The 25,425-nt window shown below is 68.1% G+C and carries 21 protein-coding genes; 15 read left to right on the forward strand and 6 right to left on the reverse strand.

Annotated elements, in window-relative coordinates; translation table 11 throughout:
• The first annotated feature begins 3 nt into the window (after nucleotides 1–3).
• The 6 genes from ABC270_RS08795 to ABC270_RS08820 all read left to right on the forward strand — a co-directional run bounded on the left by ABC270_RS08795 (nucleotide 4) and on the right by ABC270_RS08820 (nucleotide 4,236).
• Complete coding sequence (locus tag ABC270_RS08795; RefSeq protein ID WP_412880435.1) at nucleotides 4–729, forward strand: YggS family pyridoxal phosphate-dependent enzyme; 726 nt, start codon at nucleotides 4–6, stop codon at nucleotides 727–729.
• 43 nt (nucleotides 730–772) lie between these two features.
• Nucleotides 773–1,327: a cell division protein SepF gene (locus ABC270_RS08800; protein ID WP_412880436.1), complete on the forward strand. Its 555-nt coding sequence runs from the start codon at nucleotides 773–775 to the stop codon at nucleotides 1,325–1,327.
• A 117-nt stretch (nucleotides 1,328–1,444) separates the two neighbouring features.
• The gene (locus ABC270_RS08805) at nucleotides 1,445–1,744 is read left to right on the forward strand and encodes a YggT family protein (RefSeq protein WP_412880437.1); all 300 of its coding nucleotides are present in this window, start codon (nucleotides 1,445–1,447) and stop codon (nucleotides 1,742–1,744) included.
• Between the two features lie 179 nt (nucleotides 1,745–1,923).
• A complete protein-coding gene (locus ABC270_RS08810) occupies nucleotides 1,924–2,601 on the forward strand; it encodes a DivIVA domain-containing protein (protein ID WP_412880438.1) in 678 nt (225 codons plus the stop codon).
• A 2-nt stretch (nucleotides 2,602–2,603) separates the two neighbouring features.
• The gene (gene lspA / locus ABC270_RS08815) at nucleotides 2,604–3,302 is read left to right on the forward strand and encodes a signal peptidase II (protein WP_412880439.1); all 699 of its coding nucleotides are present in this window, start codon (nucleotides 2,604–2,606) and stop codon (nucleotides 3,300–3,302) included.
• 10 nt (nucleotides 3,303–3,312) lie between these two features.
• Entirely contained in the window at nucleotides 3,313–4,236 is a 924-nt protein-coding gene (locus ABC270_RS08820) for an RluA family pseudouridine synthase (RefSeq protein WP_412880440.1), read from the forward strand.
• 241 nt (nucleotides 4,237–4,477) lie between these two features.
• On the opposite strand, the gene ABC270_RS08825 is transcribed toward ABC270_RS08820, so the two are convergent.
• A complete protein-coding gene (locus ABC270_RS08825; RefSeq protein ID WP_412880441.1) occupies nucleotides 4,478–5,881 on the reverse strand; it encodes an MDR family MFS transporter in 1,404 nt (467 codons plus the stop codon).
• A gap of 68 nt (nucleotides 5,882–5,949) precedes the next feature.
• Between ABC270_RS08825 and ABC270_RS08830 the strand changes: the two genes are divergently transcribed.
• From ABC270_RS08830 to ABC270_RS08840, 3 genes are all read left to right on the forward strand, one after another.
• Entirely contained in the window at nucleotides 5,950–6,528 is a 579-nt protein-coding gene (locus ABC270_RS08830) for a TetR/AcrR family transcriptional regulator (protein ID WP_412880442.1), read from the forward strand.
• A 381-nt stretch (nucleotides 6,529–6,909) separates the two neighbouring features.
• Nucleotides 6,910–10,392 carry a DNA polymerase III subunit alpha gene (gene dnaE / locus ABC270_RS08835; RefSeq protein WP_412882061.1) on the forward strand — a complete coding sequence of 1,161 codons (3,483 nt, stop codon included), beginning with the start codon at nucleotides 6,910–6,912 and terminating at the stop codon, nucleotides 10,390–10,392.
• Nucleotide 10,393: 1 nt separating this feature from the next.
• The gene (locus ABC270_RS08840) at nucleotides 10,394–11,191 is read left to right on the forward strand and encodes a hypothetical protein (RefSeq protein ID WP_412880443.1); all 798 of its coding nucleotides are present in this window, start codon (nucleotides 10,394–10,396) and stop codon (nucleotides 11,189–11,191) included.
• A gap of 116 nt (nucleotides 11,192–11,307) precedes the next feature.
• Here ABC270_RS08840 and ABC270_RS08845 read toward each other — a convergent pair whose 3' ends face one another.
• Together ABC270_RS08845 and ABC270_RS08850 are read right to left on the reverse strand one after the other, a co-directional pair.
• Nucleotides 11,308–12,762 carry a glycosyltransferase family 2 protein gene (locus ABC270_RS08845; RefSeq protein WP_412880444.1) on the reverse strand — a complete coding sequence of 485 codons (1,455 nt, stop codon included), beginning with the start codon at nucleotides 12,760–12,762 and terminating at the stop codon, nucleotides 11,308–11,310.
• Nucleotides 12,759–14,129 carry a glycosyltransferase gene (locus tag ABC270_RS08850; protein ID WP_412880445.1) on the reverse strand — a complete coding sequence of 457 codons (1,371 nt, stop codon included), beginning with the start codon at nucleotides 14,127–14,129 and terminating at the stop codon, nucleotides 12,759–12,761. Before ABC270_RS08850 ends, ABC270_RS08845 begins: the two co-directional genes overlap by 4 nt.
• 161 nt (nucleotides 14,130–14,290) lie before the next feature.
• Between ABC270_RS08850 and ABC270_RS08855 the strand changes: the two genes are divergently transcribed.
• The 3 genes from ABC270_RS08855 to ABC270_RS08865 are packed head-to-tail and all read left to right on the forward strand — an operon-like array spanning nucleotide 14,291 to nucleotide 16,566.
• On the forward strand, nucleotides 14,291–15,112 hold the full coding sequence (locus ABC270_RS08855; protein ID WP_412880446.1) for an ABC transporter permease: 822 nt from the start codon (nucleotides 14,291–14,293) through the stop codon (nucleotides 15,110–15,112).
• Between the two features lie 11 nt (nucleotides 15,113–15,123).
• The gene (locus ABC270_RS08860) at nucleotides 15,124–15,837 is read left to right on the forward strand and encodes an ABC transporter ATP-binding protein (RefSeq protein ID WP_412880447.1); all 714 of its coding nucleotides are present in this window, start codon (nucleotides 15,124–15,126) and stop codon (nucleotides 15,835–15,837) included.
• A gap of 30 nt (nucleotides 15,838–15,867) precedes the next feature.
• Nucleotides 15,868–16,566 (forward strand): acyltransferase, encoded by a 699-nt coding sequence (locus ABC270_RS08865; RefSeq protein WP_412880448.1) that lies wholly within the window; start codon nucleotides 15,868–15,870, stop codon nucleotides 16,564–16,566.
• Here the strand turns inward: ABC270_RS08865 and ABC270_RS08870 are convergent.
• Complete coding sequence (locus ABC270_RS08870) at nucleotides 16,536–19,220, reverse strand: bifunctional glycosyltransferase/CDP-glycerol:glycerophosphate glycerophosphotransferase (RefSeq protein WP_412880449.1); 2,685 nt, start codon at nucleotides 19,218–19,220, stop codon at nucleotides 16,536–16,538. The two genes, ABC270_RS08865 and ABC270_RS08870, sit on opposite strands and share 31 nt — an antisense overlap.
• A 133-nt stretch (nucleotides 19,221–19,353) precedes the next feature.
• On the opposite strand from ABC270_RS08870, the gene ABC270_RS08875 reads away from it, so the two are divergent.
• Both ABC270_RS08875 and ABC270_RS08880 read left to right on the forward strand, forming a co-directional pair.
• Nucleotides 19,354–20,919: a glycosyltransferase gene (locus ABC270_RS08875; protein WP_412880450.1), complete on the forward strand. Its 1,566-nt coding sequence runs from the start codon at nucleotides 19,354–19,356 to the stop codon at nucleotides 20,917–20,919.
• Entirely contained in the window at nucleotides 20,919–22,625 is a 1,707-nt protein-coding gene (locus ABC270_RS08880; protein WP_412880451.1) for a glycosyltransferase family 2 protein, read from the forward strand. The genes ABC270_RS08875 and ABC270_RS08880 overlap by 1 nt, the downstream gene beginning before the upstream one ends.
• Here the strand turns inward: ABC270_RS08880 and ABC270_RS08885 are convergent.
• Nucleotides 22,606–23,496, reverse strand: a complete 891-nt coding sequence (locus tag ABC270_RS08885; protein ID WP_412880452.1) for a DUF6270 domain-containing protein — start codon at nucleotides 23,494–23,496, stop codon at nucleotides 22,606–22,608. The genes ABC270_RS08880 and ABC270_RS08885 overlap by 20 nt on opposite strands.
• 75 nt (nucleotides 23,497–23,571) lie before the next feature.
• A complete protein-coding gene (locus ABC270_RS08890) occupies nucleotides 23,572–24,651 on the reverse strand; it encodes a glycosyltransferase (RefSeq protein ID WP_412880453.1) in 1,080 nt (359 codons plus the stop codon).
• Nucleotides 24,652–24,708: 57 nt separating this feature from the next.
• Between ABC270_RS08890 and ABC270_RS08895 the strand changes: the two genes are divergently transcribed.
• Nucleotides 24,709–25,389 (forward strand): SGNH/GDSL hydrolase family protein, encoded by a 681-nt coding sequence (locus tag ABC270_RS08895; RefSeq protein ID WP_412880454.1) that lies wholly within the window; start codon nucleotides 24,709–24,711, stop codon nucleotides 25,387–25,389.
• Nucleotides 25,390–25,425 lie beyond the last annotated feature (36 nt).

A 25,425-nucleotide genomic window follows, 5' to 3' on the forward strand; every position in this document is an offset into this window, starting at 1 on the left:
GCCGTGGCAGGTGATCCGCGCCTCCCGTCCGACTCGTCACCAGACGACGGACTGGAGGCGCGTCTCGCGTCCGTCAGGAGCGGCATCGCCGACGCGGCGCGGGTCGCGGGGCGCGGCCCCGACGAGCTGACGCTCATCGTCGTGACGAAGTACCAGCCGGCGTCGCTCGTCCGCGAGCTCGCCGCGTTCGGCGTCACCGACGTGGGGGAGAACCGCCACCAGGAGGCACAGGCGAAGGCCGCGGAGCTCGCCGACCTGCCGCTCACGTGGCACTTCGTCGGGCAGCTGCAGTCGAAGAAGGCGCGGCAGGTGCGCCGGTACGCGCACGTCGTGCAGTCGCTCGACCGGGACTCGGTGGTGGACGCGTTCGCCCCGACCGACGCCGATCCGGAACCGCCCGTGATCGACGGCTTCGTGCAGGTCAACCTCACGGACGACCCGGACCGCGGCGGAGTCCGACCGGACGCCGTCGAAGCCATGGTCGAGCGGGTGCTCGGGACCGGGACGATCCGGCTCCGGGGTGTGATGGCGGTCGCGCCGCTCGACGAGGAGCCCCGCGCGGCGTTCGCCCGGCTGCGGGGGATCTCGGAGCGCGTGGTCTCGCTCGCACCCGATGCCACGGACATCAGCGCCGGCATGAGCGGCGACTACGCGGAGGCGATCGCCGAGGGCGCGACACACCTCCGGATCGGGACCGCAATCACGGGGAAACGCCCGGACGCACCGTAGCCTCGACAGCAGGGCAACCACGAGCACGAACCCGGGAGGAACCATGGCTGGTCCGCTGAAGAAGACGATGGTCTACCTCGGCCTCGCCGACGAGGAACTCGAGTACGAGGACGAGCCGCAGGCCGCCCCGGCGCGTTCCCAGGCGGCTCCGGCCACGACTCCCGCTCCGGCTGCCCAGGAGGCCCCGGCGGCGGCTGCGCCCGCACCGACCCCGGCTCCCGAGCCCAAGGCGCACACCGCGCAGCGCGGTGCCCAGGTCACCCCGCTCCGCCGCTCGCACACGACCGCACAGAAGGCGACCCCGGTCCAGGAAATGAACGAGATCCTCACCGTCCACCCCCGCGAGTACAAGGACGCGCAGTCCATCGCCGAGAGCTTCCGCGACGGCATCCCCGTGATCATCAACCTCACGCAGATGACCGAGGCCGACGCGCGCCGCATGATCGACTTCGCGTCGGGGCTGTCGCTCGGCCTGTACGGCAAGATCGAGCGCGTCACCAACAAGGTCTTCCTGCTCTCCCCGGCCCACGTCGCAGTGAGCGGTGAGGCGCCTGAGGTAGAGTCCGACATCGAGGCGAACTTCTTCGCCCAGTCCTGAGCCGGACCCGGCGCGTGCTCACCGCCTGCGTCGTACCGGCCGGCCCACCCGCCCGTGACCGACATCCCGTGAGCACGCAGCACGGCTGACGGTCACCCGAGACGAGCGAGCCCCACCGTGACCGCGATCCTCCTGGTCCTGTACTACGCACTCCTGCTGTACATCATCGTGCTCTGGGGCCGGTTCGCCCTGGACCTCGTGCAGACCTTCAACCGGCAGTGGCGTCCCCGTGGCGGCATGCTCGTCGTCGCGGACGTGGTCTACACGGTCACGGACCCGCCCATCCGCTTCGTGCGTCGACTCCTCCCGCCCATGCGGATGGGACCGGTCGCGCTCGACTTCGGCTGGACGATCGTGCTGCTCGTCGCGATCATCGTCCGGTTCATCGTCGGACTGCTCATCGCGGCTTCGACCTGATCGGCAGCCCCGACACGCGCCACGCCAGGCGCGGTGACGACTCCCCACCCCCGTCGGTGTACGGTGGTCGGGATCGATGCCCGCTCCGGCGCGGCATCCGCACCACGCGGTACGACTGGTAGATTCGGTCGCACCGGTAGTGGTTCCACACGTTCAGCAGTTCTATTGAGGTGACGGCAATGGCTTTGACGCCGGAAGACGTAGTCAACAAGCGGTTCCAGCCGACGAAGTTCCGCGAGGGCTACGACCAGGACGAGGTCGACGACTTCCTCGACGAGGTCGTGGTCGAGCTCCGTCGCCTGACCGCGGAGAACGAGGAGCTGCGCCAGCGCCTGCAGGCCGCCGAGTCGGCACCGAAGCCGGCCGCGACCGAGCAGCCCGCCCCGACCCCTGAGCCCGAGCCGGCCCCCGTCGCCGCCGCTCCGGAGCCCGCGCCGGTCGCCGCTGCTGCCGCGCCCGCAGCCACGGTCTCCCCGGACGAGGACACCGAGGGCACCACGAACCTCCTCACGCTCGCTCGTCGTCTGCACGAGGAGCACGTCCGCGAGGGCATCGAGAAGCGTGACGCGCTCATCGCCGAGGGCACCGCGCAGGCCGCCCGCCTCGTCTCCGACGCCGAGGCCAAGCAGCGTCAGATCATCGCCGACACCGAGAACACGAACCGTCAGCGTGTCGCGGTGCTCGAGCAGGAGCAGCGCCAGCTCGAGGGCAAGATCGACGAGCTCCGCACGTTCGAGCGCGACTACCGCGCTCAGCTGAAGAGCTACATCCAGGGGCAGCTCAACGAGCTCGAGACCTCTGGCGGCACCGAGCAGTCCGGGTTCGCCCCGGCCTCTGCCTCGGGCGTCGGCAACTGACGTTGTCACGACCAGCACCACGAGCGAAGGTCAGTGTCCGCGCGATCGCGGCACTGGCCTTCGCCGCTGTCGTCGTCGTGGCGCTCGACCAGGTCGTCAAGGCGCTCGTCGTCGCGAACCTGCCGTACGGCCGGCCCGTGGCGGTGCTCGGCAACGCCCTGCAGTTCTTCTACGTCCGGAACCCCGGGGCCGCGTTCTCGTTCGCGGTGAACATGACGTGGGTGTTCTCGATCGTCTCGGCGGCCGTCGTCGTCGCGATCATCGTGTTCGCCCGACGGATCCGCTCGATGTGGTGGGCGATCGTCCTCGGCATGCTGCTCGGGGGCGCGCTCGGCAACCTGCTCGACCGGCTCTTCCGTGAGCCGGGGTTCGGCCGCGGACACGTCGTGGACTTCATCTCGACGCCGTGGATGATGCCCGCGATCTACAACATCGCCGACTCCTTCATCTGCGTGAGCATGGTGATCTTCGTGCTCCTCGTCATCCTCGGGGTGAACCTCGACGGGACGCGCGCGGTCAGCGAGAAGCAGCGACGCGAGCAGGACGCCGCGGTCGCGACCAGCGGGGCGGGAGCGGGCAGCGCCTCCCGGCCGCTCGTCGAGGACCCGCGCTCGATGCGCGACGGCAGCGAGCAGCACGGCAGCGACCAGCACGGCCGCGACCAGCTCGGCCGCGACCAGCTCGGTCACGACGCGACGTGAGGAGCCGTCCGTGACCGAATCCCGATCGCTGCCCGTCCCCGACGGACTCGCCGGTGAACGCGTCGACGCCGCCATCGCGAAGCTGCTCGGCTTCAGCCGCTCCTTCGCGGCTGACGTCGTCGCCGCTGGCGGCGTGACCGTCGACGGCGTCACCGCGGACAAGTCCGACCGGCTGCACGCCGACTCGTGGCTGCAGGTCGAGTGGACGCCGAAGGAGGCCCCGCGGATCGTCCCGGTCGAGGTGCCGGGCATGACGATCGTGCACGACGACGAGGACATCGTCGTCGTCGACAAGCCGATCGGGGTCGCGGCGCACCCGTCGCCCGGATGGGACGGGCCGACCGTCCCCGGGGGCCTCGCCGCAGCGGGCTTCACCATCGCGACGTCGGGCGCCGCCGAACGTGCCGGCATCGTGCACCGGCTCGACGTGGGGACGTCGGGGCTCATGGTCGTCGCCAAGACCGAGCTCGCGTACACGCACCTGAAGCGGGCGTTCAAGGAGCGCACGGTCGACAAGGTCTACCACGCGCTCGCCCAGGGCCACCCCGACCCGACCTCCGGCACGATCGACGCGCCCATCGGCCGGCACCCGTCGAGCGACTGGAAGTTCGCGGTGACGGCGGACGGCAAGCCGAGCGTCACGCACTACGAGACCCTCGAGGCCTTCCGGGCGGCGACCCTGCTCGAGGTGCACCTCGAGACCGGCCGCACGCACCAGATCCGCGTACACATGGCGGCGACGCGGCACCCGCTCGTGGGCGACACGATGTACGGGGCTGACCCGGTGCTCGCGAACGAGCTCGGACTCACGCGGCAGTGGCTCGACGCCGTGCGGCTCGGGTTCGAGCACCCGCGCACGGGGGATTGGGTGGAGTTCTCCGCCGCGTACCCCGACGACCTGCAGGTGGCGCTCGACCGCATCCGCGCCGCGTAGGGCACCGGGGGGGGCGCCCCGCCGGGTCCGCGTCGCCCGGACCGCGAGCCGCGCCGAGGTTCCGAAATGCTGGCATCTCGCGGCGCGCACGGCCGGTTGGCGGAACCTCAGCAACACGCGGGCGGCGAGTCGTGGGACCTCGGCGGGGGCGCTGTGCGCGCTCGGCGTCGCGCACCGCACGTGGCGCGACCCGACGACGGACGGGAGGCGCGGTGCCGGGCTGCACCGCGCCTCCCGTCCGTCAGCGGATCGCGCCCACGGCCGTCGGCACGCTGGACGGCGGGGCCGGCTCCACGGGCCGACGTCCGGGGAGGAGGAGCGCCGTCGCGGTCGCCAGCGCGGTGATCGCGATCGCCCACCAGAACGCCTCGTGGAAGGCCGCGACCGGGTGTCCGCCCGCTGCCGCTCCGGAGAGGACCACCGCCAGGACGGCGGTGCCGAACGCGCCTCCGAGTTGCTGTGCGAGGCGGGTGATCGTGCTCGCGTGCGGCATCTCCGGCTTCGCGAGTCCGGTGAAGCCCACGGCCATGATCGGGATCATGACCGCCCCGAGCCCGATGCCCCGCACGACGAGCACGGCGCTCGTCATCCACACGGGCGTGTTCCCGTCGGTCAGGGCGAACGGGATCGTCGCCACGAGCACCACCGCGAAGCCGACGACCGCGACCCAGCGTGCACCCAGCCGATCCGTCAGGCGGCCGGCCAGCGAGCGGCTGAGCAGCGAGCCGACGCCCTGCGGGATGAGGAGCAGTCCGGCCCCGAGGGCGTCGGCGCCGCGGAGCTCCTGGAACGACAGCGGAAGCAGCAGCATCCCGCCGTAGAGGGACGCCCCCATCAGGAACATCCCGAGCGACGCCGCTGCCAGCGGACGGTGCCGCAGCAGGGTGAGGTCGACGAGGGACCGGCTCCCGCGGTGGGTGGCGCGGAGCACGAAGAGGACGAGCAAGGCCACCCCGGCCGCCAGCGGGGCCCACACGTCGGGGCGGCCGAAGCCCCCTGCCCGGCTCGCGTTGCTCAGACCGAAGAGGACGCCCACGACGCCGGGGGACAGCAGCACGAGTCCGACGAGCCGTCCGGCGCCCGTCGGGCCGTCCGCGGGGATGCACACCCGCGCGAGGACGAGTCCGACGGCGGCGAACGGCACGTTCACCCAGAACAGCCACTGCCATGGACCCGCGCCGAGGACCAACCCGCCGATCACCGGCCCGAGGATCGGCCCGAGCGCCGTCGGCAGCGACACGACGGCCATGAGGCGACCGACGTCCCGGCCACCGGCAGCCTGCACGAGCAGCGTGGTGAGGAGCGGCATCATCGCGCCGGCGCCCACGCCCTGCACGACCCGGAACACGACGAGGCTCGTGACGTCCCAGGCGAGCGAGCAGAGGATGCTGCCGACGAGGAACACCACGAGCGCGGCCATCCAGAGCCGACGTCCGCCGAGGCGGTGCTGGAGCCAGCCGACGACCGGCACGGTGACGCCCATCGCGAGGAGGTACCCCGTGCTCACCCACTGGACGGCGTGGACGCCGGCGTGGAGGTCGCGCGCGAGGGTGTGCAGGGCGACACTGACGATCGTCGAGTCGAACAACGGTGCCATCGCACCCACGACGAGGGCGACGGCGAGTCTGGAGAGGGATCGGTCCACGATGCTCCTTGGATACGGATTCGTTTCTTAACGAGGCTGACCGTAGACCCGCGCGCTAAGATACGCAAGTGGATCTTGCGAAGACGCGTCGCCGCGGGGAAGAACTCGAGACCGCGCTGCTCGACGCCGCGTGGACGGAGCTGCAGACGGTCGGTTACCCGGCGCTGACGTTCGACGGCGTGGCGGCCCGGGCGGCGACGTCGAAGCCCGTCCTCTACCGACGGTGGCCGACGAAGGTCGACCTCGTGCTCGCCGCCCTCCAGCACGGCGGGCTGTTCCGGCGCCGCGAGCTCGTCGACACCGGGTCGCTCCGCGGCGACGTCCTCCGCGCCCTGCGGGACTTCAACGCCTCGCGGTCCGGGTTCATGGCGGCGATCAGCGTCTACATGGCGAGCATCAACCAGGAGACGGGGATGTCACCGGGGGACCTCCGCGACCGGCTGCTCGGCGGACGCTCGACGATCGGGCGGGTGATGCTCGAGCGGGCGGCGGAGCGCGGGGAGATCCCGCGGCGGGACTGGCCGGACGGGATCGCGTCGCTGCCGTCGGACCTCGTGCGGCACGACCTGATGATGTCGCTGCGGACGCTGCCGGATCGACGGATCGTCGAGATCGTGGACGACATCTGGCTGCCGCTGGTGCGGTGAAGCCGGGCGCGGCACGGCACGGCACGGTCGGGGGTGCGGCGGCGGTCGACGCGACGCGCTGCGGCGGCGCGCGGCACGGCTCGGTCGGGGGTGCGGCCGACGCGCCCGACCGCGGTCGCCGAGGTCGCACGATGTGTCGCTCTCGACTGTCCGAGGCGACACTCCGCGCGACCTCGGCGGCACGCACGCGGCACGTCGTGCGACCTCGGCGATGCGTGCCCGCGCGTGTCGCCGTGCACGCACGCACCGCCGCGTCGACGCGCCGAGGATGTGGGTGGTCGCGGTTAGGCTGTTCCCACACCGCAGCAGCTCCCGCGAACCGGAGGTTCCGTGTCGGATTCCGACTCCTTCGTCCACCTGCACGTGCACAGCGAGTACTCGATGCTCGACGGCGCCGCACGTCTCGGGGACCTCGTGGCCGAGACGGCCGCGCAGGGCATGCCCGCCGTCGCCGTCACCGACCACGGCAACATGTTCGGCGCGTTCGAGTTCTGGAAGGCCGCGAAGGCCGGCGGCGTCAAGCCGATCATCGGGACCGAGGCGTACATCACGCCCCGGACGCACCGCTCCGACAAGACCCGTGTGCGCTGGGGCGACGGCGGCGGGGACGACGTCTCCGGTTCCGGTGCCTACACGCACATGACGATGTTCGCCGAGAACACGACGGGCATGCACAACCTCTTCCGGCTGTCGAGCCGGGCCTCGATCGAGGGGTACTACTTCAAGCCCCGCATGGACATCGAGCTGCTCGAGCAGTACCACGAGGGCATCATCGCGACGACGGGCTGCCCCTCGGGGGAGATCCAGACGCGCCTGCGGCTCGGCCAGTACGACGAAGCGGTCAAGGCAGCGGCGGACTACCGCGACATCTTCGGCAAGGAGAACTACTTCGCCGAGATCATGGACCACGGGCTCGAGATCGAGCGTCGGATCATGAGCGACCTCATCCGCCTCGCGAAGGACCTCGGGATCCCGCTGGTCGGCACGAACGACCTCCACTACACGCACGCCCACGACGCGAAGTCCCACGCCGCGCTCCTCTGCGTGCAGTCCGGCGCGACCCTAAACGACCCGAACCGCTTCAAGTTCGACGCCGACGAGTTCTACCTGAAGACCCCGCAGCAGATGCGGCACCTCTTCCGCGACACGCCGGAGGCCTGCGACAACACGCTGCTCATCGCCGAGCGGTGCAACGTCGAGTTCGACACCGCCGCGAACTACATGCCGAAGTTCCCGGTGCCCGAGGGCGAGACCGAGCACTCCTGGTTCGAGAAAGAGGTCCGAAAGGGCCTCGAGTACCGCTACCCGGACGGCATCACGCCCGAGGTGCAGGAGCGCGCCGACTACGAGGTCGGCATCATCAACCAGATGGGCTTCCCGGGGTACTTCCTCGTGGTCGCCGACTTCATCAACTGGTCGAAGAACAACGGCATCCGCGTCGGCCCCGGCCGTGGTTCCGGTGCCGGCTCGATGGTGGCGTACGCGATGCGCATCACCGACCTCGACCCGATCCGGCACGGCCTGATCTTCGAGCGCTTCCTCAACCCGGACCGCGTCTCGATGCCCGACTTCGACGTCGACTTCGACGACCGGCGCCGCGGTGAGGCGATCAAGTACGTCACCGAGAAGTACGGCTCCGAGCGCGTCGCGCAGATCGTGACGTACGGCACCATCAAGGCGAAGCAGGCGTTGAAGGACTCCTCGCGCGTCCTCGGCTTCCCGTTCGGCATGGGCGAGAAGCTCACGAAGGCGATGCCGCCGCCCGTGATGGGCAAGGACATCCCGCTCACCGGGATCTTCGACAAGGACCACCCGCGCTACAAGGAAGCCGTCGACGTCCGCACCGTGGTCGAGACCGACCCGGAAGCGAAGACCGTCTTCGACACCGCGCTCGGGCTCGAGGGGCTGAAGCGCCAGTGGGGCGTCCACGCGGCCGGCGTCATCATGTCGAGCGACCCGCTGATCGACATCATCCCGATCATGAAGCGGGAGCAGGACGGCCAGATCGTCACGCAGTTCGACTACCCGGCAGCGGAGTCGCTCGGCCTGATCAAGATGGACTTCCTGGGGCTCCGCAACCTCACGATCATCAGCGACGCGCTCGACAACATCCGGACGAACCGGGGGATCGAGCTCGACCTCGAGACGATGGGGCTCGAGGACGAAGAGGCCTACAAGCTCCTGCAGCGCGGTGACACCCTCGGCGTGTTCCAGCTCGACGGCGGGCCGATGCGAGGCCTGCTCCGGCTGATGAAGCCGGACAACTTCGAGGACATCTCCGCGCTCATCGCCCTGTACCGTCCTGGGCCCATGGGTGCGAACTCGCACACGAACTACGCGCTCCGCAAGAACGGCGAGCAGGCGATCACGCCGATCCACCCCGAGCTCGCCGAGCCCCTCGCCGACATCCTGGACCAGACCTACGGTCTGATCATCTACCAGGAGCAGGTCATGGCGATCGCGCAGAAGGTCGCGGGTTTCTCGCTCGGACAGGCGGACATCCTCCGCCGCGCGATGGGCAAGAAGAAGAAGTCCGAGCTCGACAAGCAGTTCGCCGGCTTCGAGCAGGGCATGAAGGACAACGGGTACTCCGACGCGGCGATCAAGACGCTGTGGGACATCCTGCTGCCGTTCTCCGACTACGCGTTCAACAAGGCGCACTCGGCGGCGTACGGCGTGGTCTCGTTCTGGACGGCGTACCTCAAGGCGCACTACCCGGCCGAGTACATGGCGGCGCTCCTCACGAGTGTCGGCGACGCCCGCGACAAGCTCGCGCTGTACCTCAACGAGTGCCGCCGCATGGGCATCAAGGTCATGCCGCCGGACGTCAACGAGTCGATCGGCTTCTTCGCGGCCGTCGGCGACGACATCCGCTTCGGCATGGGCGCCATCCGCAACGTCGGCTTCAACGTCGTCGACGACATCGTGAAGGCCCGCACCGAGAAGGGCGCGTTCGAGTCGTTCCACGACTTCCTCCGCAAGATCCCGATCTCGTCCGCGAACAAGCGCACGGTCGAGTCCCTCATCAAGGCCGGCGCCTTCGACGAGTTCGGCAACACCCGGCGCTCCCTGGTGGAGATCCACGAGGGTGCCGTCGAGTCCGCGGTGAAGGTCAAGCGCGACGAGGCGAACGGCAACGTCGGGTTCGACTTCGACTCGCTGTTCGCCGAGGTCGCCGAGGAGCAGCCGTCCGCCGCGCCGGTTTCGCAGGTGCCCGACCGTCCGGAGTGGTCCAAGCGCGACAAGCTCGCCTTCGAGCGCGACATGCTCGGCCTCTACGTGTCCGACCACCCGCTGGCCGGCCTCGAGATCGAGCTCGCGAAGCACCAGTCGATCACCATCGCCGACCTCATCGGCGCCGACGACTCGGTCGAGGGCGAGACCGTCACGGTCGCGGGCCTCCTGACGAGCGTGCAGCACCGCGTGGCGAAGTCGTCCGGCAACCCGTACGGCATCGTGCAGATCGAGGACTTCGGCGGCGAGATCGGCGTGATGTTCCTCGGGAAGACCTACCAGGAGTTCGGCCCGTCCCTGGTGGCGGACTCGATCGTCGTGCTCCGTGGGCGGGTGAACGTCCGCGACGACGGCAAGGCCCTGCACGCGGTGAGCATGTTCCAGCCGAACGTGGGCGACGTCATGGGTTCCGGCCCGCTGACCCTCAGCCTGCCCGAGCGTCAGGCGACGACCGAGATCGTCACCGAGCTCGCGGCGGTCCTCGGGCGGCACAGCGGCGCGACCGAGGTGCGGTTGAAGCTCCTCAAGGACGACGTCGCCCGGACGTTCGAGCTGCCGTTCCCGGTCAACCTGACGCCCGACCTCTTCGGTGAACTGAAGAGCCTGCTCGGGCCGCGCTGCCTGGTCTGACGTGCCGCCCGACCACCCCGACGCCGCGGTCCTCCGCGCCTTCGGGGTGGCCGGTGTGCCGCCCGTCCGGCTGGACGGTGGCCGCGGGTTGACCTGGCGTGCGGGCGACGTCGTGCTCCGACCGGACGACGGTGCCGCGGTGACCGACTGGCGTGCGGAGGTCCTCGTGACGCTCCCGCACACCCCGGCGTTCCGCACACCCCGCCCGGTCGCGACGGTCGACGGCGGGTGGCGGTGCGGCGGCTGGGAGGCGTGGGAGTACCTCGACGCCCGTACCGATCCCACCTGCATCGAAGAGGTCCTCGAGGCCGGAAGCGCCTTCCACTGCGCGGTCGCGCACCTCGAGCGGCCGTCCTTCCTCGACGACTCCGCTCCCGAGCGCGCCGACAACGCTTGGTCGCGCGCCGACCGGATGGCCTGGGGCGAGTGGCCGCTCCCGGCCGACCCGACGCTCGACCGGCTCGCTCAAGCGTTCCGCCCCGTCGACCTGCCGTCGCAGCTCGTGCACGGTGACCTGCTCGGCAACGTCCTGTTCGCGTCCGGTCGGCCACCCGCCGTCATCGACTGGCCGCCCTACTGGCGACCAGCGGCGTTCGGGGAGGCCGTCGCCGTCGTCGACGCCGTGTGCTGGCACGGCGTGCCGACGGCGCGCATGCGCGCACTCGGCCGCGGCGCGGCCGAGTGGCCACAACTGCTCGTCCGCGCCCTCGCGTTCCGCATCGCGACGCTCCACCTGCTCGGCGCGTGGGACGCGGCTGCTGCGGCGCACCACCGTCGGGTGGTCGGCGCGCTCACCTGACCGTGCTGGGCCGCTCGATCAGTGCGGACGGGACCGGCCATCGGACTGGAGGCGCGGTGCGGGTCCGCCACGCGCCTCCAGGCCGGCGACGGGTCGCGCAGTGCTGTCGGTCGACGTCAGGCGCTGCGGCCGATGATGCCGCGCAACCGCTGCGCGATGCGCGGGTTGCGGGCTCCGAAGGTGAGCGCCGTCAGTCGGCGGATCGACACCGTCGCGCGGTGCACGAGGAGGCCCGTCGCCTCGGCGATGTCGGAGACCGCGTGCCAGCGCGCCCGCAGCGCAGTCGCGTCGATCTCCGTCGCCGCGGTGGTGCGGACGAGGTCGACGAGGTCCGCGCCGCTCGTCCAGCTCGTGCTGCGGTTCTCGAAGCGGCCGAGGATGCGGTCGATGGCGGACGCACGGTGGTTCGACACGGCGTGCGCCCAGCGGACGTCCTGCGACACCGGGTCGACCAGGATCCACCGAGGGGCGTTCGCGTTGAGCGCCGAGAGCTGCCCGAACGTCGTGAGGGCGCCGAGCGCTACGGCGACGTCGAAGATCTGTCGAGGGCGTCCGCCGACGGCGATCGCCGCTCGGGGGAACGCCTGGCGAGCGGTCCGGAGCTGCGTCTTCGCGACGATCAGCGTCACGATGACGTCGTCCGGCACCGCCCCGAGGATCTCCCGCGCACGACCGATGACGGAGGTGGTGAGGGCCTCGGGCAGGTGCACAGCGACCCGCACGACGTCGTCGTCCGGCAGGAACGCGTCCGCGAAGACGTCGACCGCGTCCCGGTACCGCGCGAGGAACAGGGCGACGGCGCCGGCGTAGAACGGGTACCGCTCGAGCAGGATCCGCTCGTGCTCGAGGCGGAGCGACGGGCCACGGTCACCGCTGAAGCTCGTCGACCCGGTGTGCAGGACGAGGGCCCGGTTCGCGAGCACGGACTGGAATCCGTGCTCGTTGATGCGGAGGCAGAAGTCGTTCTCCTCGCCGTAGCCCGGCGAGAACGCGTCGTCGAACAGGCCGAAGCGGTCGATCATCTCGCGGCGGATGAGGAAGCAGAAGCCCATCGCGACAGGGGAGACCGTGTACTGCGGCAGCAGGTACTTCGTCCGGCCGTGCAGCTCACGGGTGCGGCGTGGTGCGAGGTTCGCGCGCGGGTTCCGCCGAGCGTACGGGTAGGAGGCGATCGTCGCGTTGTCGCTCCGCGCGCACACCACGCCGATCGAGTCGTCCTCCTGGAGCACGGCCGTCATCTCGTCGAGGAAGCCGGGCAGCGGCACGGTGTCGCTGTTGAGCAGCAGGACGTCGTTGCCGGTCTGGTCGAGTTCGAGCACGGCACGGTTGCAGTTCCCGACGAAGCCGAGGTTGCGCGCGTTGCGGGTGTACTCGAAGCCGGGGTGGTCGCCGACGAGCTCCAGGATGCGGGCCTCGATCGTGTCGACGCGGGGGCCGACGTCGTTCGCGAGGAGCACCCGGTCGACGCTGAAGTCGACGGTCTCGAGCAGCGCCTCGATGCAGCGCTCGAGCCCCGGCAGGTCGTCGTAGACCGGGACGACGATGGTCACCGGCCGCCGTGCCGCGCTCATCGGCGGACCAGCTTCCGGACCACGGCGCCCGGGCGCGCGAGGACGCGGCCGACCGCACCGCTCCGGGTCCGGACGCGGTCCGCGAGGAGGCCGACGGCGGCGCGGGCACTCGTCGCGCCGAGCGACGCGTACGCGCCCGGCAACTCGAACCAGTAGCGCGCTGCCTGGGGGAGCCGGTAGCCGTCCGTGCCGACCAGCGCGGTCAGGCGCGCGATCGCTGCAGCGTTGTCGTGGCCGGCACCGAGGACCGACGTGAGCCGCTCCCGCGCAGCCGCACCGTGCCTCCTGGCCGAGTCGGGGTCCGCGGCGTAGGCCGCCAGTGCGTCCGCGAGCGCCGTCGTGTCGTCGGCGTCGACGAGCTCGCCGGTGACGCCCGGTTCGATGAGCTCGGCGCTGCCGCCGGTGCGCGTGGCGACCACGGGCTTGCCGAGCGTCATGTACTCGGCCGTCGTGCGACCGAACGCCTCGATGGTCGACGGCGTGACGCAGACGTCGGCTGCCTCGATGAACGGCGCGGGCGCGGCCTGCTCGCCGGCGAAGACCACGCGGTCAGCGACGCCGAGCGCGCGGGCGCGGTCGGTCAGGCGCTGGTCCTCGCCGGGGTGCTTCCACCCACCGACGAAGCAGACGCTCGCCGCGGTGCCGCGCTCGCGCAGCTGGCCGAGCGCGTCGACGACCCGGTGCTGGCCCTTCGACTCCTCGACCCGCCCGACGACCGTGATCCGGAGCCCGGGGTCGGCCTGCGGGAACGGCGCGACGGCGGGGGAGTCCGAGCGTGTGGCGAGCAATCGCTCGGTGTCGACCGTCGGGTAGGCAACTGAGAGCTTCTCGGCGGGGATGTACTGGGCGAGGTGCGTGCGCATCGCCTCGGAGTTCGTGACGACGGCACCCGCCATCAGGCCGATGTCACCGAGGACGCCTGCGCGCCCGGTCTGGAACTGCAGGCCGTGGTCGAGGTCGCCGTACTCGCGGACGAACCATGCCTGCGGGATCCCGAGCACGGCTGCGGCGAACGACGCCCACGGGGCGACGAGCGTGTTCGTCACGACGAGGTCGGGACGCTCACGCTCGTACAGGCGGATGATCGCGTTCACGGCGGCGTAGTCGACCGTGGCGAATGCGGCGCGTTCAGCAGCCGGCGCGGGTTGGGGGCTCGGGAGGGCCCAACCGCGATACCGGAGGGCGGTGTACTGCCAACCGCGCTCGTCGAGCGCCGCGGTGAACTTCCCGCGGGGTGCCTTCGTGACGAAGGTGGGACACATCGACGGGTCCGCTGCCTGCCAGTCCTCGACGAACCTGAGCAGGCTCCGCTCCGCGCCCCCGAGGCTCACAGGCGCCGTCGAGTGGTTGACGAAGCTGATGAGCACCGTGACAGCCTACGCGTTCACCGAGGGTTCTTCATGCAGTCACATGAGTGGTCTTGCAGGCGCGGCATCCAGGTTGTAGTCGACCCTGTGCGAGAATGTCTCGTCACCCTACCGATCAGGAGCGTGCTCGCGCGCGCCCCGGAGGAGCCTCCGCCCGCAGCATGTCGTACCTGAACGAGCTCGTGTCGTCACGGGAACTCTTGGCGAACCTCACGGCGCGAGAGGTGAAGGGCAAGTACCGCCGCACCGTCTTCGGCCAGCTGTGGTCGCTCATCAACCCGCTCGCGACGATGCTCATCTACACCATCGTCTACTCGTTCATCTTCCGGGCGAGGCTCGAGGTCGGCGACCCGAGCGGGCTGAACATCTACCCGCTCTGGCTCATGTGCGGTCTGCTGCCGTGGATCTTCGCCAGGAACGTCATCAACTCCGGCATGACCTCGATCGTGTCGAACGGGTCGCTGATCAAGAAGGTGTACTTCCCGCGGATGACGCTGCCGCTCGCGGCCGTCGGGTCCTTCGGGTTCACCTGGGTCGTCGAGATGGGCGTCCTGCTCATCGCGCTCGCGATCGCCGGCTCGAAGTTCTGGCTCTTCATCCCGCTCATCGCGCTGACGATGGTGTTCCTCGCGATGTTCGCGGCCGGCCTCGGGCTGATCCTGTCGATCGTCAACGTGCACTTCCGCGACATGCAGCACCTCGTCGGCATCGCCCTGCAGATGTGGATGTACCTTTCGCCGATCATCTACCCGCTGCAGCTCGTGGAGAACGCCGCGAACAAGGCCGGGCACCCGTGGATCATCCACGTCTACAAGCTCAACCCCATCGAGCGGTTCTCCGAGGTCTTCCGCAACCTCATGTACGACAACCGCCTCCCGAACTGGACCGACCTGGTCGCGTGCGCCATCGCAGGCTTCGCATCGCTCGCACTCGGCTACTTCGTGTTCTCCCGCAACGAGAAGAAGCTGGCTGAACTCCTGTGACCGATGCTGCAGTGTCCGTCGAACACGTCTCCAAGCGGTTCCGCATGTACCACGAGCGGAACGACTCGCTGAAGAGCATGGTGATGCGCGGGAAGAAGTCCGTGCACGAGGACTTCTGGGCCCTCAAGGACGTCTCGTTCGAGGTGCCGCACGGCACGACCTTCGGCCTCATCGGCAAGAACGGGTCGGGCAAGTCCACGCTCCTCAAGTGCCTCGCCAAGATCCTGTGGCCCGAGGAGGGCGCCATCACCGCCCGCGGCAAGCAGGCGTCGCTGCTCGAGGTGGGGTCCGGCTTCCACCCGGAGCTGTCCGGGCGCGAGAACGTCTTCCTCAACGGGTCGATCCTCGGGATGAGCCGCAAGGAGGTCGCGCGGAAGTTCGACGAGATCGTGTCGTTCTCGGGCGTCGGCCACTTCATCGACCAGCCCGTGAAGAACTACTCGTCGGGCATGTACGTGCGGCTCGGGTTCTCCGTGGCCGTCGCGGTGACGCCGGACATCCTGGTCGTGGACGAGGTGCTGGCAGTCGGGGACGCGACGTTCCGTAAGCGCTGCCAGACGAAGTTCCGGGAGATGAAGAAGGAAGGGCGCACGGTCATCCTCGTCTCCCATTCCATGGGTACCGTCAAGGACATGTGCGATCAGGTGGCCTGGCTCAACGAGGGCGAGATGAAGATGGTCGGAGACGCGAAGGACGTCATCTCGGCGTACGAGGCGACTGTCTGACCCCGGGGTTGGGGGCCATAGGCTTGCCGGGTGCAGACAGTTCTCGACGAGCTCAGTCCCTACTCGGATGAACATGGCAACCGGATCGAGTACGACGGCCCGATCCGGAAGAACGTGAGAATCACGTTCCGCGGAGCGAACAACGTGGTGAGAGTGCACGGGCGGGCCCGGCTCGGCCGGCTCGTGCTGAACATGGACTGTGACAACGGTCTGTTCGAGATCGGGCCGAACGCAGGGGCGCCGTCGTTCGAGGCCAACGTGCGTATCGGGCAGGATTCCACGGTTTCTGTGGGCGCGAACACCTCAACGACGGCCAACTGCGTCATCTCCGCGACGGAAGGCACGTCAGTCCGTATCGGCGACGACGTGATGATCGCGTCATCGGTGCAGATCCGCGCCGACGATGCGCACCCCATTTTCGACGTTCGAAGCGGGGAGCGCGTCAACATCTCGCGGTCGATCGACGTCGGCGATCATGTCTGGCTGGCCCTGGGAGTCACCCTCCTCGGTGGATCCGTCATCGGTCGGGGTTCAGTGATCGGCACCGGCTCGATCCTGACCGGCCGGGTGCCGAACAACTGCATCGCCGTCGGCACGCCCGCAAAAGTTGTCAGGAAAGACATCGCATGGGAGCGGCCGCACCTCTCGTTGAAGCCCCCGTTCTACAAGCCCGATGCCTCGACGGTCGAGCGCTCCGACTACTGGGAACTGACCGAAGACTTCGACTGAGCTTCACGCTCGTCTGTTGCCTTCGGTTCGACGTGCCTCGGGCCGCCCTCCAACCACTCCATCGCCGCGATGACACGCTCGGTATTGCGGCCGTCACGGGTGACGAAAGTGCCCGATGCACGGTCGCGGAACGTGGCGGAGGGTTCGTAGTCGAGGGACGCGATCCGCGCCACTGCCTCCTCCACCTCGGTCACCGAGCCGGTGATCTCCCCGAACCCGTCACGGTCGTAGTCGAAGTACCCCCGCCGGCCGCTGTGCGACCCGCCGAAGAACTCCTTCATGTCGAAGTGGAAGTACACCACGGGCACGCCGATGAAGGCAGCATCGAAAGCGAGTGACGAGAAGTCGGTGACGAACGCCGCCGTGCGCGAGAGGACGTCCTGGATCCCGTTCGTCGCGAAGTCGAGCACGAGGACATCGGACGGCAAGTCGAAATCGGAGAGGTACGGTCGCAGAAGCGGGTGCGGCATCAGCGCCAATTGCTTCCCGGTACTCGCCGCGAGTTCGCGGAGGGCCGGAGAACTCATCAGCGCCGTGTACTCCTTGGCGAACTTGCTCTCCATGAAGCGATCGTCGCGCTCCCAAGCGCCTGAGCCGGCGACCTGGGCGCCGACGAGGTAGTGGCGCCACGTCGGCATGACGAGGATCAGATCACGCTCTTCCTTTGCTTTCTGCCGGCGCTTCTCGAGGAGGGCGTCAAAGCGAGGGAGGCCGGTCAAGACGACTTCGTGTTCTGAGAAGATCCACTGACCCCAGCCCGCGATGGCCGCCTTCTCCTGCGGCGTCGACACGACGAAGAGGTCCGGCCGCTTCGAGTTCAGCCATCGCGACAAGTCGTAGTTGATGACGCCGTGCTGGAGGAAGGTGAACCGGAAACGCGGCTGGCCGAAGACGCGCGTCGAGAGCGGCTTGGTCACGAAGTCCGCGATGTGGGACGAAGCGACGTGCTTGGCATGCAGCATCAGTTGCATCCACTCGACCGAGCGGAATGCGACCATCCGGAAGCCTTCGCGAGCGAGCCGATCCCAGTCCTTCGAGTCCCGGTTGAGCACGAAGAACGCGTTGATGTCCGGACGGTTCCGTTGCACCCACCGGTATGCGTGTTCAGCGTTGTCGTTCGCATCGGTGTCACGATCGATGAAGACCCATGCATCTCGGAACCGCTCGCGTGCGCGCCGGGTCCTTGCGAGTGCCGGTGCGACCTTGTTGCGTACCCCGACCTTCGAGAAGGAGACCCGCGTGTCCGCCGCCCACTTCCGCAACGCTCGCCACACGTACTGTTTGTTGCTGAGTTCGATCTCATTCGGATCGATGAGTCGCCGTCGCTGCTGGAGGATCTGCGGGTCCAGTTGGCGACGAGTGAGGGTCGCGTAGTGGTTCGGTACCTCGCCTCGCGCGAACACGACCTGGCGACCCGCGACGTGCATCTCGGTGACGTGGCCGCGTGGAATCCAGAGGATGCGCCTCCGTACGAGCGGTCGACCGTAGAAGACGAAGTCCTGGACGGTTTCGAACACCGGGGACGCCATGTGTCCGTCCACCGTGATGTGCTCGTCGGGAACGTCCTTCGTGAACCAGTACTGCAGCTGGACGAGTTGGTGCGCCTCATCGACGGCCGCGAGGATGACCGTCGCCGGGAGGTCCGGTTCGTCGAGGTACCCCACGAGCATCGCTCGCCGGACCGCGAACTCGACGGGCAGGAGGTCGAATGAGCGGACGGCCTCGGTGCCGACCCGCGCGAGGACGTCTCGCGCCAACGAGTGGAACTCGTCGAAGACCTCAGTCGGCGCAAGGGCAGACGGTGAACGGATCGCGCGCTCCCGTCGGAAGTACCCGACGAGGTCGTACAGCACGGTGTTGGCGACCCATCTGTCTACCGCACCGCGTGACGCGGCCTCGTTGAGCAGCCCGAGGTGGCCGTGTCGGAGGACGTCCGAGTACTTTCGACGGTCCTCGTAGCTGGTCTGTATGGTCGAGGTGCCGTCGCCACGTTGCCGGTACCGGTACTTCGCAGACGCCATCAAACCGATCCTGTGCAGCCCGTTCTGCAGGAGGTACCGGCCGACGAAGTGCGCGTCTTCGAACGTGGGACGCACGCGCCCGTCGAAACGGAGGCTCGACGCTTCGATGAGGTCCCGTCGCATGAAAGCGGCGTTGACGCCCATCTGCACGATGGGATCCAGCCGCATGTCGGTGATGCGTGAGCCCTTCTCGAACCGCTTCCGTGACGGGTGCTCGTCCTTGACGTTGCCGTCGTCGTCGAGCAGGAGTACGTGAGCCGCCAAGAGAGCGACCTCGTCAGAAGCATGAAGACCGATGAACTTCTTGACCTCTTCGAAGTAGCGAGGGTCGAGTTCGTCGTCGGCATCGACGAAGGTGACCCATTCACCCGTCGCGTGCTCGAGGCCGGCGTTGCGGGCGGCAGCGATCCAGCCGTGCTCCTGACGCACCAGCAGAGCCTCACCTGCGAAGCCCCCGACCCAGCGTTCGAGCAGGGCAGCCGTCTCGTCGGTCGAGCCGTCGTCCACGAAAACGTACTGCAGCTCGGTAGGCTGAACGGTCTGCGCATCAAACGATCCGAGCAGCGTCGGGAGGTACCGCGCCACGTCGTGTGCTGCGACGACCACGGAGATGAGCGGGGTGGCTGATGCCATGGAGTAGATCGGTTCCCTGTCGTTGCGAGGAGCATGCTGCGATGGTTCGTGCTGCGATAGTTTAGGGCGAAGTCGAGGGCGGCTCGTCGCAGATCGTGCAACCCGCAACCGGACAACTCGTGGAGAACAACGCGTGAAAGTACCGCCCCCGAAGATCTCTGTCGTCGTGCCAGTCGGTCGAGTGGACACCGACTTCGAAGCGGCGTTGCGAGGTCTGCTGGGCCAGACGTACTCGAACCTCGAGATCGTCCTCGTCCTGGACGGGCTGGCGGACGCTGAAGTGGACGCACTGAACGCTCGATTCCGTCACGATCCTCGGGTCAGAGTGTTGCCACAGGAGATCCGTCGGGGGGCCGGGCATGCGCGTAACGTTGGGCTTATCGCCGCCACCGGCACGTACGTTGCCTTCGCTGATGCTGACGATCTGATCCCGTCGCATGCGTACGAGCACATGCTCGGCATCCTCCGCGATTCCGATGCGCAAATCGTCAGTGGGCGGGCCGAGCAGTTCGTTGAAAACGGCCCGTCGACGGTGTACTGGACACTCGACAGCGAGCTCTGGGCAACACGCGGTCGCCACCTCACGCTGCGAGACGCGGCCGAACTCGCGTTCGATCACACGCCGTGGAACAAGGTCTTCGACGCCGCCTGGCTGCGAAGGACCGGTGTCGTCTTCCCGGTCGGTACGACCTGCGAGGACGTTTCTTGGTGGTCACAGGTGGTCGTCCGGGCCGTCATCGATGTGACACCCGAGGTCGTGTACCGTCACCGACGCCACGATCGGTCTGTCACCGCCGGAATCGCTCGCGGGGAGGACTTCCGTGACTGGACCGTTCAGACCCGCGCCGCCGTCGAGACGTACCGGGCAGCCGAAGCGGAGGAAGCCTTGGCTCTGCTCGGGAAGCGTATGGTGCGGCGCGAAGCGTGGTCGCGAGTGCGCCGTGTCGCGAATCTCTCCGAATCGGACAAGCGTCTGCTCGTCGATCAGGTCCGTTGGCTCGCCGATTGGGTTCCCTCGGAGGTGTTCTCGGAGCTGAGCGCGTATCCCTGCACCGCCTACTGTCTGCTGCACGCCGGCGAAGCCGATCTCGCGGCGCGCTTCGTCGATGCTTTCGACGGCCCGAGCTCCCGTGTCGTACAGGAGTGGGAACTCCTGCTGCCGCTGTTGGAACGGGACGGGAACGACCGGTCGATCAGTTCGGCCCTGTGGCGCGAGCGGCTGTTCAGGCCGGCTGTCGATGCGGCGCAACGCGGGGAAGAACTGCCGGTGCCTCCGTCGGTGGTGGTCGACTTCTTCGACGCTTTCGACGTGGACGGGCTTGACCAGCACGAGCAGACCGTGGTTGCCGCGCTGCGCACCGGCGATGTCGACGACGTCGCTTTCCTCCGCGCTCACAGGCGCCTGCGAGTGTCCGCGGCACGAACCCGTGGCGCCCTCCTCGTCGAGTTCGTCGGGCTCTCTCGAGACTGCCGCGGTCGAGTGTGGACCGAGCACCGAGGCCGTCCGGAGCTCATCTTCGACGGAACGATCAAGCCGGGACGCAATTCGCTGCCCTCGACCAGAGGATCGATCGACCAGGTGGTCGTCGAGTTCCTGTTGGCTCGGGACCGGACGATGTGCTTCAGGACTCCGGTCGCGCGCCGTCGCGGGCTCCACACACTGGTCTCGGTTGTTCGTCGATGCAGCCGGAGTGCCTGATGGTCGAGATGTCCGTGGTGGTACCCGCGCACAACGTCGCTCCTTGGATCGCTGAGCAGCTCGACTGCATCCTCCGACAGGACGTCGATCTCGAAGTGATCGTGATCGACGATCACTCGACCGATGAGACGTACGCGATCGCCGCCCTCGTCGCCGAGCACGATCCGCGAGTTCGAGCGGTGCGCGCCGAGACCGCCGGCGGAGCGTCCGCGCGCAACACGGGTACCGACCTTGCATCGGGCGAGTTCCTCGCGTTCGCGGATGCCGATGACTTGGTGCCGGACGGGGCGTACCGCGCGCTCATCGAGGCCGCCCGGGCGGCGGACGCCGAAGTCGCGATTGGCAGGCACCTCAAGTTCAGCTCCGGCGCTACGTGGGAGCCGATGAGGACCTGGTACGACGTCGGGCAACACGCGGTGGTGGACGTTGAGACGATGCCAGCGATCCTCGCCAACCGTGCTTGTTGGAATCGAGTGTTCCGCGCAGACTTCTTCCGGGCGCACCGCATCCGCTTCCCAGAGGTTGCTCGATCCAACGACATCGTTCCGATGGTCAAAGCGGCCGTCGCCGCCCGCCGCATCGTGATGGTCCCGGAAGTCTCGTACCTGTACCGGGAGCGGCCTGGCCGATCATCCATGACCGCGCGGGCATCAAGTCTTGTCGGGATCTCGAGCTACCTCGATCAAGAGATCGCGGTAGCGCGGATGCTGGCCACGAGCAGTGCTGCTGTGCGACGCCAGCATTCGCTGATCGTCCTCAACGCGGACGGCTTCGTGCATTTGGAGGGGTTCCTTCGGTCCAGTCCGTCCCGCGGCGACGTCACTGCAGTCGGTGACAAGGTGCGCACACTCTTGGCCGCGCTGTACTCGCTGGAGAGTGGCTTGCTCCGGATGGATCGAGCGGCGCTCTGGTTGCTCATGATCACTGGGCGAACCGGCGTCGCCGTCCGTCTCGCCGAAGCTGTGGCCGAGGCTGACCGTGACGCGACGATCACGGACGACCTCGTCGATGCGTGGCGCGAGGTCATCGACATCATCGTGTCCGGCGGCACAGACGCTGCCTTCGCGATCGATGGATGGTCGGCACTGAGCGAAGGTCCTCTCGTCCTCTTGGCGAACCGTGCAGAGCATGCGGAGGACGAGGTCCTTCGGCGAGCAGTGGTGGCGTTCGCGCCGTACCTCCGCGAAGAGTCTGCCGGCTCCGAATTGTTGGACGCGGTGGCCGCCGCGCTCCGGAGCGGCGACCACACCCTGTTGCGGGTCGTGTCAGCGGTGCGGCATGTTGCTCCCCTGGTGATCGACGACGCGAAGCCGACCACGAACGTCATGTCCGTCGCTGGACCCCTCCCGAGTGCGCTGCCGTCACTTCCGCGCTGCAGCCTCGTCCTGACGGACTCGACAGGCCACCAGTCGACGTTCGGTGTCGCCGTCGAGGGGAATCGCTGGCACTCGGCACTGGACGCGCGAGCGATCCGTGCCGGCCGGCACAGAGTCACCCTTCGGGTGATGCTCGACCACATCTCGATCGACCTCCCGGTGGTGACCGCGCGTATGCCGCTTCCTCCAGTGGAACACGGCACGCAACTGCAACCGCTCGCGGATCGCTATGACGGGTGGCGATTCCTCGTCGACAGGCTGGTCCCAGCCAGTCGCCCCGTCCGTGTCGTCCAGCGTGCGCGCGCGCTCCTCAGGAGGCTCGTGCGCTGAACCAGCGGCGCCGCGCGGACACCGTGACCGGTTCGACTTCGGCATCGGAAAGTGCCATCGAGCCGCTCAAGGAGTCGGTGAGCACCATACGGTCGAAGTCGGCGAGGAAGTCCTGGAAGAACGGGCGCCCGAAGTGCCACGGAGCGGTGCCGAAGGGGTGTGCGCCGTCTGCGTGGTACGAGCGTTCGCGGTTGTCGATCGTCTTCAGCGTGTGCCGCGCGAGGATCGAGCGGTAGAGCCGGTCGTACCGATCGTTTTCCAGGAGCAGACGGCGGTACAGGTCGTCGCGCTTGTCATCGCCTCGGTACTTGACGAAGTTGAGGTCTCCGGTGCTGGTCCGGTAGTACGAGCTGTACCGAAAGCAGTTCAGTACCAGCGTCGTGTTCGGCAGCACTGCACGCTGCCAATCGACGAGACGATCGACCGCGTCTTCGAGGAGCGGCAGGTACTCACGACTTGCTTTGGCCATGTGGAGCGTCTCGAAGCCATCGCCCCGTGTGAAGAAGTCCGTCTTCCGGAAGCTGTTCGGATTGTTCGTGATCGCGGAATCACCGAACCGGGCGATGCCGTACCGGACGTCGGAGTACAGGTCGAAGAGGAGGTAGTCCGGCTTGAAGTCTTCGATCTCGGTGCGGTCGACCTTTGCCAAGTCCCGTGCCATGGTCCGAGCACCGTGCTCGTTGACGTTCTCGCCTGGCACGATCGCCTCAGCTAACCGAGCCGGCACCGGCGGTGCCAGGAAGCTGACGAGACCCGTTTGCCACGCCAGGGGTCCGAGGTCGTAAACCTCCTTGTAGTGCGGATTGTTGCGCGTGATGAACGCTTCGCGGGTGACGCAAGAACCGATGATCGCGATCTTGGGAAGTGGCACTGGTTCTCCGTCCGACAGAGCTCGAGCGAGCAACAGTGAACGATTATGCCTCAGTATGAGCAGACGGACAGGTCGTCACGAGCCGGCGGCCCGGGCGAGCACCTTCGCATAAGTGCGGGAGACGGAGAAGGGTCGCAAGCGATCGGAAAAGGCGGCCGCCCCGTTCGCGCTGGGTGGCCGCTGCTCCAGGAGAGCAGCGAGGTCGTCGACATCTCCCGGGCTGAACCACGAAATCCACTGCTCCGCTCCGAACTCCTTCCGGAGGTGGTCCTCGTCGGGAAGCGCGACCGGAACACCGTAGGTCGCAGCGAGGTGGAGTGTGCCCGAGTTGAGGATGCGGCGGTACGGCAGGACGGTGAGATCGGCCGCTGCGAACCAGCGCTCGACCTCCTCGTCGGCGAGAAAGTCGTGATGCCGCACGCAGCGGAGCCCCTCGGGAAGCATGCCATCGATGACCGCCTTGTCCTCGGGTGAGGTCCTGCCAGCGAGCATGAACACGAACCGACCCGTGCTCGTCGTCCTGTGGAAGGCTTCGATCAAGAGATCAACACCCTTGTACGGGCGCACCTGGCCGAAGAAGAGCACGGCGAACTCGTCCTCAGCGAAATCGAACGAGGCGCGGGCTTCTTCTCGCGAGAGGCCGGTCTCGTAGACACCTCGATAGCTCGGATGAGGAATGTGGACCAACTTCGCGCGCGGAAGCGAGTAGTCGTCTTCGACCACCCGTGCAGTGCCGGAGTTCATCACGTGGATCACATCCGCCGTCGAGGCGAGGAATCTGCTCAACTCAAGCTCCAAGGCCCTGTGCTGAACGTCGTGTGGAAGGGCGTTGTGGACTGTCCAGAGGACCGTCGCCCCGCGACGTTGCGCGTCGTCAACCGCGACCTGGAAGCGTCGGAGCCGCTCCGTCCCTTCCTCTGAAGTGCTTGCACGTTGCACGATCGGAGCCGTCCAGTGCACGTGGACGACATCACCTCTTCCCAAGGACCGCACGTCCTTCTCGAACGCTTCGAGCCGCGCCGACTCGAGCACCTTCCAGCCCGCCGCTCGAGGCGCCAGCAGCAGCAAGTTGAGGTACGGGTTGTCGCGGTACACCGGGAAGACGGCGAGTCGACGTCGCGATGGGGCGAGAACGGCGCTTGCAGTGCTGGACACCCGAAGATCGTACGAGGTGATGAAGCAGGAGCGTGGATCCTCCGGGAGAATCATCTGATGCGAATCCACCGAGCCTGGTCCATCGTCGGGGTGCTGGCAGCCCTCGCGTTTGCGCTTTCACTCGTGACGGTGCAACGCGCGACGCTTTTGGCCGCTGACGACGGCGGTTCGGTTCAGAACGCGCGGCTTGCGGTGGTCGGTGACTCGCTGAGCGCAGGCACGACGAAGTTCCTCGGGAACGGTCTCGACGACGGCACATGGATCCCAAGTGCCGTCGGGGACGGCGTCGAGTTCGCAGGCGGCTGGGCGCGGTCGGGCGCGACACCCCAACGCATGGCTGAGAACGTGCGACCCGTCGATGATGTCGATGTCCTCGTGATCCTCGGGGGCACGAACGCGGTTCGCCTCCACAAGACACTGGCAGAGGAAGCATCGTCCTACAGGCGAATCGTATCCGTCGTACGACCTCGTGAGGTCTTGGTGGCCGCGATCCCACCGTATGCGTGGCAACCGTCAGCGGCAGAACGGTACAACCGGGACCTGAGGCTGCTGGCTGAGGCAGAGGGATGGTCCTGGGGCGACCCATGGTCCTTCGCCCGCGACGGCCGCCGATGGAAGCCTGGAGTGTCCGAGGACGGGACGCATCCGGCAGGTCCCGAGCAGTACCGGTCGCTCGGCTCGTCCATGAGGTCGCTCATCGACAAGGTCCTGTCGAGGACGAGCGGGGCAGTCGCCTGACCGGTATCGCCGGGCGTTGCGTGTTCTCGGCGGTCG

Source organism: Curtobacterium phoenicis (assembly GCF_047238015.1).
Taxonomy (GTDB): domain Bacteria; phylum Actinomycetota; class Actinomycetes; order Actinomycetales; family Microbacteriaceae; genus Curtobacterium.